12 protein-coding genes and 1 pseudogene are annotated in these 9,225 nt (G+C 69.5%); 9 read left to right on the forward strand and 4 right to left on the reverse strand.

The window, feature by feature from the left end:
- The 5 genes from ACIP8W_RS31435 to ACIP8W_RS31455 all read left to right on the forward strand — a co-directional run.
- A partial coding sequence (locus ACIP8W_RS31435) for a DUF5753 domain-containing protein (RefSeq protein WP_402205808.1) occupies positions 1-612 on the forward strand: 612 nt, incomplete at its 5' end.
- Complete coding sequence (locus tag ACIP8W_RS31440) at positions 609-818, forward strand: DUF397 domain-containing protein (RefSeq protein ID WP_401956449.1); 210 nt, start codon at positions 609-611, stop codon at positions 816-818. The genes ACIP8W_RS31435 and ACIP8W_RS31440, both read left to right, overlap by 4 nt.
- Positions 819-828: 10 nt before the next feature.
- Positions 829-1,038: a DUF397 domain-containing protein gene (locus tag ACIP8W_RS31445; protein ID WP_401956447.1), complete on the forward strand. Its 210-nt coding sequence runs from the start codon at positions 829-831 to the stop codon at positions 1,036-1,038.
- A gap of 305 nt (positions 1,039-1,343) precedes the next feature.
- Positions 1,344-3,410 carry an FAD/NAD(P)-binding protein gene (locus ACIP8W_RS31450; protein ID WP_402205814.1) on the forward strand — a complete coding sequence of 689 codons (2,067 nt, stop codon included), beginning with the start codon at positions 1,344-1,346 and terminating at the stop codon, positions 3,408-3,410.
- Positions 3,411-3,468: 58 nt separating this feature from the next.
- Positions 3,469-3,915 carry a DoxX family protein gene (locus ACIP8W_RS31455; RefSeq protein WP_401956464.1) on the forward strand — a complete coding sequence of 149 codons (447 nt, stop codon included), beginning with the start codon at positions 3,469-3,471 and terminating at the stop codon, positions 3,913-3,915.
- A gap of 34 nt (positions 3,916-3,949) precedes the next feature.
- On the opposite strand, the gene ACIP8W_RS31460 is transcribed toward ACIP8W_RS31455, so the two are convergent.
- Complete coding sequence (locus tag ACIP8W_RS31460) at positions 3,950-4,117, reverse strand: hypothetical protein (protein ID WP_402205809.1); 168 nt, start codon at positions 4,115-4,117, stop codon at positions 3,950-3,952.
- 169 nt (positions 4,118-4,286) lie between these two features.
- Here ACIP8W_RS31460 and ACIP8W_RS31465 point away from each other — a divergent pair, with 169 nt between their 5' ends.
- Complete coding sequence (locus tag ACIP8W_RS31465; RefSeq protein ID WP_401956445.1) at positions 4,287-4,934, forward strand: DedA family protein; 648 nt, start codon at positions 4,287-4,289, stop codon at positions 4,932-4,934.
- A 98-nt stretch (positions 4,935-5,032) separates the two neighbouring features.
- Here the strand turns inward: ACIP8W_RS31465 and ACIP8W_RS31470 are convergent, their stop codons facing one another.
- The gene (locus tag ACIP8W_RS31470; protein WP_402149259.1) at positions 5,033-5,260 is read right to left on the reverse strand and encodes a DUF2277 domain-containing protein; all 228 of its coding nucleotides are present in this window, start codon (positions 5,258-5,260) and stop codon (positions 5,033-5,035) included.
- Between the two features lie 131 nt (positions 5,261-5,391).
- A complete protein-coding gene (locus ACIP8W_RS31475) occupies positions 5,392-6,150 on the reverse strand; it encodes a GntR family transcriptional regulator (RefSeq protein ID WP_401956442.1) in 759 nt (252 codons plus the stop codon).
- 208 nt (positions 6,151-6,358) lie between these two features.
- Between ACIP8W_RS31475 and ACIP8W_RS31480 the strand changes: the two genes are divergently transcribed.
- From ACIP8W_RS31480 to ACIP8W_RS31490, 3 genes and pseudogenes are all read left to right on the forward strand, one after another.
- Positions 6,359-7,024, forward strand: coding sequence for a hypothetical protein (locus ACIP8W_RS31480; protein ID WP_401956440.1), 666 nt, complete (start codon positions 6,359-6,361; stop codon positions 7,022-7,024).
- Between the two features lie 256 nt (positions 7,025-7,280).
- Positions 7,281-7,664 carry a hypothetical protein gene (locus ACIP8W_RS31485; protein WP_402149254.1) on the forward strand — a complete coding sequence of 128 codons (384 nt, stop codon included), beginning with the start codon at positions 7,281-7,283 and terminating at the stop codon, positions 7,662-7,664.
- Positions 7,665-7,745: 81 nt separating this feature from the next.
- Positions 7,746-8,366: pseudogene (locus tag ACIP8W_RS31490) on the forward strand (lipid II:glycine glycyltransferase FemX); the annotation flags it as partial.
- Positions 8,367-8,391: 25 nt separating this feature from the next.
- Here ACIP8W_RS31490 and ACIP8W_RS31495 read toward each other — a convergent pair.
- Positions 8,392-9,225: transposase (locus ACIP8W_RS31495; protein WP_402205812.1), on the reverse strand; the 834-nt coding region annotated here is incomplete at its 5' end.

Consider the following 9,225-nt stretch of genomic DNA (forward strand, 5'->3'; position numbering starts at 1 on the left):
ACGTTCGAACGCCAGTGGCGCGAAATCCGGCACGGCAGCCTGCTGGAAGGCTTCCCCGAGTACGTCGGGTACGAGGGGCGGGCAGTAGAAATCCGCCTCTACAACATCGGGATCATCCCCGGCCTGTTGCAGACACCGCGCTACGCAAGGGTGTTAGCAGACAGCGCCGTACAGCGGGGGGCCATCACGCCCGAACAAGCAGATGAACGCGTCTCGTTCCTGGCAGAGCGACAGTCGGCGCTGATCCGGACTCGGCCTCCCATGATGATCGTGGTGCTAGACGAGAGCTGCATCCGTCGGTCCATCGGTGATGCAGCAGCCATGGAAGCGCAGTTGGCGCAGCTGATCGAGTTCGCCAGGCAGCCGAACACCATGCTTCAGATCGTCCCGTTCGACATGAGCCACAGACCGTTCCATCTGCCGATAACCGTACTGACGATGCCGGACCGCTCGCTGATGTCGTACGCCGAGTCAGCACAGCGGGGCCATCTTGAGCGGGAAAGTACAGCTGTACTGCCCATATTGACGGCCTACCATCAGCTACAGGCGGAATCTCCCTCCCAGGCTGCATCCGTGGCCATGATCAGCCAGATCCGAAAGGGTAAACCGTGACGACCGAAACCCCGCGTTGGTTCAAGTCCAGCTACAGCGACAACGGCGGCGACTGCATTGAGGTCGCCGCCAACCTCGTCGCCTCGCACGGCGTGGTCCCCGTCCGCGACTCCAAGAACCCAACAGGCCCGTCTCTGAACGTCCCCGCCGACGCGTTCACCTCCTTCGTAACGGGCATCAAGACAGGACCGTTTGCCACCAACTGAAGGGCATCCCGTGGCGTCGACCGAAACCCCGCATTGGTTCAAGTCCAGCTACAGCAACAACGGTGGCACCTGCGTCGAGTGGGCTCCCGCGTACGCGTCCGCTACCGGCGTGGTCCCCGTCCGCGACTCCAAGAACCCAACAGGCCCGGCTCTGAACGTCCCCACCGACGCCTTCACCTCCTTCGTGGCAGGCGTCAAGGGCGGTGCGTTCACCAACTGATCCGGAGCCCCGCCACCCTCCAAAGCCTCGGGTGTCGGGGCTCCGTCATGCGTCAGGCAGCGCGCCCCCGAGCCCGACCCGCCGGCGCCCGGAGCGTGCGGCCACGAGACGCGGGTCCAGGGCAGGTCCAGGGCGGGTCCGGAACGAGTCCGGGGCGGGGGCGGCGGGCTCCCTGGGGGACCGCAAAGCCGGTCACCGTACAGGACAGAGCCCTGACGCTCCGACAACTTCCCTCTTGAGTGATCTTTCCCACACAGCATGATCCTTCTCTCAAGGGTACGAACTCCCACCCCTCCAACGGCATGATGAGCGGACCATTCGCTTCCAGCACCCCCCATGCCCCGGGAGTCACAGCTTTGTCCGATGTACGGCAGTCTCCGCCCCGCTCACTCGCCGTCGTCGGCGTCGGACCCCGTGGCACCTCGGTCCTCGAAAGAGTCTGCGCGTCCGTGCCCGAGCTGGCATCGGACATATCCCTGACGGTGCACCTGATAGATCCGGCGCCCCCGGGCGCGGGCCAGGTCTGGCGCACCGACCAGTCGGCGGAGCTGCTGATGAACACGGTGGCCTCGCAGGTGACCGTGTTCACCGACGCGAGCGTTGGCTGCGAGGGCCCGATACGCCCGGGGCCGAGCCTGTACGAGTGGGCCTCGGACCGCCCGGACGAACGGCTCGGCCCCGACGACTACCCCAGCCGGGCGGCGTACGGCCGGTATCTGGAGTGGGCCTTCCGTACGACGGTCGAGGGCGCCCCGGAGAACGTGACGGTGGTGACCCACCGGGCGCGAGCGATCCGCCTGGAGGATGATCCGGGTGACCCGGACAGTACGGGCGAGGCGCCCGCCGACACCACCACCGACACCACCGCGCGGCGCCCGCCCCAGCGGCTCACGCTCGACGACGGGACAGCGATTTCCGGCCTGAGTGCCGTCGTCCTCGCACAAGGGCATCTTCCGGTCGTTTCCGGTCAGACCGAGGCGGCGCTCGCCGCGTACGCCACCCGGCACCGGCTGCGCTATCTGCCGCCCGCCAACCCCGCCGATGTCGATCTCTCCGCTATCGGCGCCGGCGAACCGGTGCTGCTGCGCGGGCTCGGGCTGAACTTCTTCGACCACATGGCACTGCTGACGGCGGGCCGGGGGGGCATTTTCTCGCCGAACACGGAAGGTGTTCTCGTATACCACCCGTCCGGCCGGGAGCCCCAGTTGTACGCGGGATCCCGGCGTGGCGTGCCGTACCAGGCGCGCGGTGACAACGCGAAGGGGGCCTCCGGCCGGCACCTGCCGCTCCTACTGACCCCGGATGTGATCGAGGCGTTCCGCAAGCGCGCGGACGGCGGCGATCCGCCGGACTTCCGGCGGGAGATCTGGCCGCTGGTCGCGAAGGAGGTGGAGGCCGTGTATTACGCGACGGCCTTCGGGACCATGGGCCGCGAGGGCCACTCCCCCTCGCGGGACCCCTTCCTCGGCCGCTTCCTCTCAGCTCCGCACGGCAGCGCGCGGGAGGCCGCCGTCCTCGACGACGCGGGCATCGCGGCGGCGGACCGCTGGTGCTGGGAGCGGGTCTCCCGGCCGTACGGTACGGAGGAATTCCGCGACCCGGCGGACCATCGTGCCTGGTTGCTGGCCCATTTGCGCAAGGACGCGGCAGAGGCGGCGCTCGGTAATCTGACCGGTCCGGTGAAGGCCGCCCTCGACGTACTGCGGGATCTCCGCAACGAGCTGCGGCAGATCGTGGACCACTCCGGGCTCTCGGGAACCTCCCGGCGCGACCATCTCGACCGCTGGTACACACCGCTGAACGCGTTCCTCTCCATCGGGCCGCCGCGCCGCCGTATCGAGGAGATGGCCGCCCTGATCGAGGCGGGTGTGCTGGATGTGATCGGGCCACGCACGACCGTACGGATGGCCGACGGAGTGTTCGTCGCGGAGTCCCCCGAGGTGCCCGGGTCGGCCGTACGGGCGGCCACACTCGTGGAGGCCAGGTTGCCGGAAACGGACCTCCGGCGCAGTTGTGACTCCCTGTTGTCACAGTTGCTGAAGACAGGGCAGTGTCGCCCGCACACCATCAGTGGTTACGAAACCGGTGGCCTGGATGTAACCCAACGCCCCTACTACCTGGTAGATCGTCAGGGGGAGCCCCATCCGCGGAGGTTCGCCATCGGTGTGCCCACAGAAGGGGTGCACTGGGTGACCGCGGCGGGCGCCAGGCCCGGGGTGGACTCGGTGCTGCTCTCGGATACGGACGCGGTCGCCCGCGCCGTACTGCTGCTGCTCGGGGAACGGGGAGCCGCGGAAGCGGGCCGGGCGACGAGAACCGACTCTTTGCAAAAGGTTGAACTTGCAAGCATCGGTCAGGATTGCCTAACGTAGGCCGGGAGAGCGCTCGTCGGTCCACCCCCACACGATCGAAGGAGTCCCCCCAATGAATCTGAACGCCCGTCTCAATCACGCCCAGCCGTACGCGCTCGGCGTGTTCCGCATCGTCGTCGGCCTGCTGTTCACCTGCCACGGTCTCGGATCCCTCTTCGGAGCCTTCGGCCGGGACGCCGCGGCGAGCGGTGCGTGGCCGGGCTGGTACGCCGCGGTCATCGAACTCGTCGGTGGCGCACTGGTGTTGCTGGGCCTTGGCACCCGGTGGGCCGCGATGGTGTCCTCCGGCTCCATGGCCTACGCGTACTTCTTCGTCCACCAGGCCGGGGGTCTCTTCCCCATCCAGAACGGCGGCGAGCTGGCCGCGATGTTCTCCTGGGCCTTCCTGCTGCTGATCTTCACGGGACCGGGCGCGTTCGCCCTGGACCAGCTGATCGGCTCCCGCTCGGGCTCCTCGGCCGACGAGTCGAGAGAAGACAAGGAGCGGGTCGGCGCGTCCGCCTGACGCGCGAACTGTTCCGGCCGTTCCGAACGGCCGCTCACGGCTGTTCGCGGCTTTTTCGTACGGTGCCCGGCTCCCCGAGGGGGGCCGGGCACTGCCGTATCCGCGGTGCGTACGGCTGGGTCGGTACGGGTCGTACCGCCGCCTCGTACCCACCGCCGCGTACGGCTCGTACCACCGCCGCGTACCGCTGACCTCGCGTCATGCCGGCGTCCTCGCGGCGCTGCTTCCGCGTCGCTCTCCGTCATCCCTTTGTCGCGCCCCGGCCGATCTCCCCGTACCGCACACGCGTACGCTGTAGGGTCGCAGCCGCCCCTGCCGCTCCCGGAGATGTCGAGGCGCTGTCACGGGACGACGGGCGGGGGAGTTCAGAAGTGCTGGAGAGTCTGGGGTCGCTGACGGGCAGCCCATGGATCTACGCCGTCGTCGCCCTCTCCGTACTGCTCGATGTATTCCTTCCGCTGCTGCCCAGCGGTGTTCTGGTGATCACCGCGGCCACCGCCGCCGCCGCGGGGTCGACCACGGTCGCGGGCGCGGCGGGCAAGGTCGCGCAGGTGCCGCAGGAGGTGCCGTCGCTGCTGCTGCTGATGGCGTGCGCGTTCACCGCGTCGGTCCTCGGCGACCTGGTCGCCTTCCGGATCGCCCGGCGCAGCGACGGGCGCGTCGCCAGGACCATCGCGCGCTCCCGGCGGCTGACCAGCGCGCAGGATCGTCTCGGTGGCGCGTTGAGCGCCGGCGGTGGCGTCCTGGTCGTCGTCGCCCGTTTCGCCCCTGCGGGCCGCTCCGTGGTGTCACTGGGCGCGGGTGTGGCACACCGCAAGGTCAAGGAGTTCCTGCCCTGGTCCGCCCTGGCCGCCGTCGCGTGGACGGGGTACAGCGCGGGCCTCGGCTATCTGGGCGGCCAGTGGCTGGGCGCGAGCTGGCTCGGGGCGGCCGTCTCCGTACTGGCCCTGTTCGCGGCGGGCTCGCTGGCGGCCTTCTTCATCCGCAGGCCGGGCCGGCCAGGGCCGGCGGCGGCCTGAGCCTCCGCCGCGGGTCGGGACGGTTGGGCGCGCGGTCGGGACGGTTGGCAACGCGGGCCCGGCGGGTTGGCACGCGGGGCGGGACGGTTGCGCGCGGGTCAGGCGGGTTGGCGCGCGCCGCCGCGTACCTCGATTCCGTCGAGCAGCCTCGCCGTGGACGCGGCGATCTCCGCCACGGCCCGGTCGAACACCTCCCGGTTGTGCGCGGCGGGCGCGCGGAAGCCGGAAACCTTGCGTACGTACTGGAGCGCGGCGGCCCGGATCTCGTCCTCGGTGGCCTCCTCGGGGAGCGCGGGCGGGCGGAGAGTCTTGATGCTGCGGCACATACCTCCAGTGTGCGCTTACCTCCGGTGCGGCCGATGACGGTGGGAGCGGGGCCCGCGTACCGCGTCCTGGGTTGCGTTACCGCGTCCCGAGGAGGCAACGCCGGTACGCTGGGACTGACCACCACGGGGCTCTACGCGTCGAAGTCGTATTCGAGTACGTACGAAGCGGAGTCGAGTGTCATCTCGTTGACCTCGACCGCACGGCCGTCGGCAACGAACGCGGTACGGCAGACGAGCATGACGGGTGTGCCGGTGGCGAGACCCAACCGGCTCGCTTCGTCCTGGGAGGGCATGCGCGAGCGGATCTCCTCCCGGAAGTGCACCGGCCCGTAGCCGATTTCGGCGAGGCGGGCATAGATCCCGCCGGGGCCGGTGTCCTTCTCGGTGACGGCCGTTCCCCTGACGAGGTCGGCCGGCAGCGAGCTGGTGGCCAGCAGAACGGGCTTCCCATCCAGGACGAACCGCCGCTTCCGTACGCACACGGCGTCGCCCGGAGCGATACCGAGGACCCGCGCGATCCGCTCCGGCGCGGGTTCCTCGCCGACGGCGACCTGGTCCACGACGAGTGTCCGGTCCCCGATGTCCGCCGACCAGACGGACTGCCCGGCACCCCACACCTCGCGCGACAGCCGCTCCACACCACGCCGCCGCAGCGGACGGAACGACCGTACGAACACACCGGCCCCCTTGCGGGACTCCGCGATGCCCTCGGCCTGCAACACGCCCAGTGCCTGCCGCGCGGTCATCCGGGCCACGCCATGGACGGCCATCAGGTCATTCTCCCCCGGCAGCCGGTCACCCGGCACGAAGTCGCCCGCCTCGATCGCCTGCCGGATGGTGTCGGCGATGCGCCGGTACTTCGGCCGCCGGTCACCGCCCTCGGTCGCCATACGTAAACCTCTTCCCTCTTCCCTGGACACCCTAGGGCACACCTGTGCCAGCACGCTTCGACCACGCGTCCGATCAACATGGGCCCGCGCACCTCAACAAGCAACACGAAGCAACCACGATTGACTTCTCTAGAGATGTCAGCTTCACTTTAGATACCTAGAGATGTTGCCTCCGTAGGGGCGGTCTCACGATCAAGGGAGTCGCCTCATGCGGTCCTTCAAGGCCAATGCCCCGGCGCGGCAACCGGATACGGGCGTATCGCGCCGCCCGACACCGGTGCCCTACATCGCCAAATGGAGCGCCGAGCAGCCGCCCGACCTGCGCATCGTCGCGAAGGGCCAGGGCATCGGTTACGCCGACGAGCGGCCGTACGACCGCGATACGGATGGCGTGCTGTGGACCCGCGTCCCCTCGCTTCCCGGTAAGGGGCGGCCGGAGTTCGGCAGGGTGCACGCGCTGAGACAGCTGCGGGCCATGCGGGAGCTGCTCTGCCAGGTCTGCGGGCACCCCGCCCACCGCAGCGCGGACGGTGTGTTGTGGCTGCTCGGCGAGGACTCCGGCGACGCCGATTTCTGGACCACCGATCTCACCACGGCTCACCCGCCGCTCTGCATGCCGTGTGCCCTGACCTCCCTCCGCGCCTGCCCGCATCTGCGCGAGCGATACACAGCCCTTCGGGTACGCGCTTTCGCTCCGGCCGGAGTACAGGGCGCCCTCTACCGGCCGGGCCACCCCTCGCCCGTCGCCGTGGACGCGGCAGGAGTGGCCTTCGGCGATCCCCGCATCCGCTGGGTCTGCGCCGGACAACTCATCATGCGGCTGAGCGAATTCACGGTCGTCGACCTGGAATCCGAGTACGCGACGACCAGGTGAGCCGCTTCCTGTACGGCAAAGAACGGCCAACACCCCTGCTGGACCAGCCCATCCGTACCCGCGAGTCAACCGAAACGAGGCCACATGCCTGCCACTACGACCACGACCCCACGCGCCGGTACCGTCACCGGGGCGACGAGCCCGCTTCGTAGCCGTCCGGCCGTCCGGAATCTGCTGGAGTCGCAGACGCTCACCCGAACGCCTCTGCCATCTGACGCCGGACCACATCAAGACCGACGACAAGCACACCCGCCTGATGCTGGGCCGCCACCCCGTCCTGCTGCCCCCACGGCTGGCCGACCTCCTACGGCAGCTCGCCGAACAGCCCCAACCACGGCCTCAGCTCTCACGGACGCATCCGGGCCCCCGCCTGCTCTTCCCCGGAATGGTCCCGGGCAAGCCGATCTCCACGCACGCGATGACCCAGAAGCTCGGCCGACACGGCATCACGGTCCGCGCCGCCCGCAACGCAGCGCTCGCCGCGCTCGCCGCCGACCTCCCCAGCCCCATCCTCGCCGACCTGACCGGCATGCACCGCCACACCGCGATCCGCTGGGTCGCCTACGCCCGACGCGACTGGGCCGACTACCTCGCCGCCCGGGCTGCGGACAGCGAGGGAATACAGGTCAGTAACTCGTGACGCGCATCGGCAACCGATGAGGGCCAGAAGCACACCAGTAGGCTGCCAGCGGACCGCCGCCCATGGACAAGGAGCATCTGCATGACCTTCCGCTTGAGGACGATCGGCCGGGACGAGCACTTGGCGTTCATCGACAGCCTGCCTTCGGCGAGTCACATGCAGGTACCCTCCTGGGGCGGCGTGAAGCCCGACTGGCGGGCGGAGAGCCTGGGGTGGTTCGACGAGGCGGACCAGATCGTCGGTGCCGCTCTCGTCCTCTACCGGCCGCTACCGAAGTTGAAGCGCTACCTCGCCTACCTGCCCGAGGGACCGGTCATCGACTGGTATGACGCTGACCTCGGCCGGTGGTTGCAGCCGCTGCTGGCTCACCTCAAGTCGCAGGGTGCCTTCACGGTCAAGATGGGGCCGCCCGTCATCGCGCGCCGCTGGGACGCGGCCACAGTCAAGGACGCGATCGCGGATCCGCAGGCCCACCTGCTCGGCGAGGTCGAGGCCACCACCCAGGACCCCAGGGCCTTCGCGCTCATGGATCGGCTGCGGGGCATGGGCTGGCAGCAGTCAGGTGGCGGCAGCGAGGAGGGCTTCGCTGCCGGTCAGCCGCGCTACGTCTTCCAGCTCTCCCTCGCCGACCGCTCGCTGGATGAGCTCCAGCGCGGCCTGAACCAGTTGTGGCGACGCAACGTCAGGAAGGCCGAGAAGGCCGACTCTGGTGCGCAATTCCGTCTGATCAGCCGGTGAGTTGGTGGCTGAGGCGGGTGAGGCGGCTGGTTCGGTTGCGGTCGAGGGGGCGTCCGCTCCAGTAGGCGTCGAGCCGCACGATGTTGACCGCGGTTGCGGAGAAGGCGTGCTGGAGACGGACCTTGGGCAGTCCGCGGTAGCGGGCCCGGCGCATCCCGGTGACGTCCAGGGCCTGGTCGATGGTGCCCTCAACGCCGGCCCGTAGGGCATAGCGGGTCTTGAAGGAGTCGGTGCGCTGTGCGGTGCGGGCAGCGGCGAGAGTCTCGTGCAGTTCCCGGGGCTGGAGGGTGAGCATGCGGTTGACGCGGCGGCCGGTGGTGCAGCGGGGCCGGGAGGGGCAGGAGCGGCAGTCGGCCTTGGCGAAGTCCACGACGATGGCGTCGCGGCCGTGCTGGGAGACTGGGTACCAGCCTCTGCTGGTGCGGTCTTCGGGGCAGCGGGCCTGGCGGGCCTTCCAGTCGATGGAGAAGGCGCTTTTGTCGAAGCCGTCGGCGGCGCGGGCCTGCGGGGAGTGGTCGAGCAGGGCGGGGGTGACCATGGTGGTGCCCTGCCGGGCGGCGGCGTGGATGAGGCCGGCGGAGGGGTAGCCGGAGTCCAGCAGGTGTTCGCCGGGCCGCAGGCCGTGGTCGTTAAGGCGCTGCTGGATGGGAGCGGTGGCGTTCACGTCCGGCACCGTCGCGTCCGTGGTCGCCACGTCGGTGATCAGGTTCGGTGGCAGCACCGCCCTTGCTTCGGCTTCGGCTTCGGCTTCGGCTTCGGCTTCGGCTTCGGCTTCGGCTTCGGCTTCGGCTTCGGCTTCGGCTTCGGCTTCGGCTTCGGCTTC

This window comes from Streptomyces sp. NPDC088554, assembly GCF_044752945.1.
In the GTDB taxonomy this organism is placed as follows: domain Bacteria; phylum Actinomycetota; class Actinomycetes; order Streptomycetales; family Streptomycetaceae; genus Streptomyces.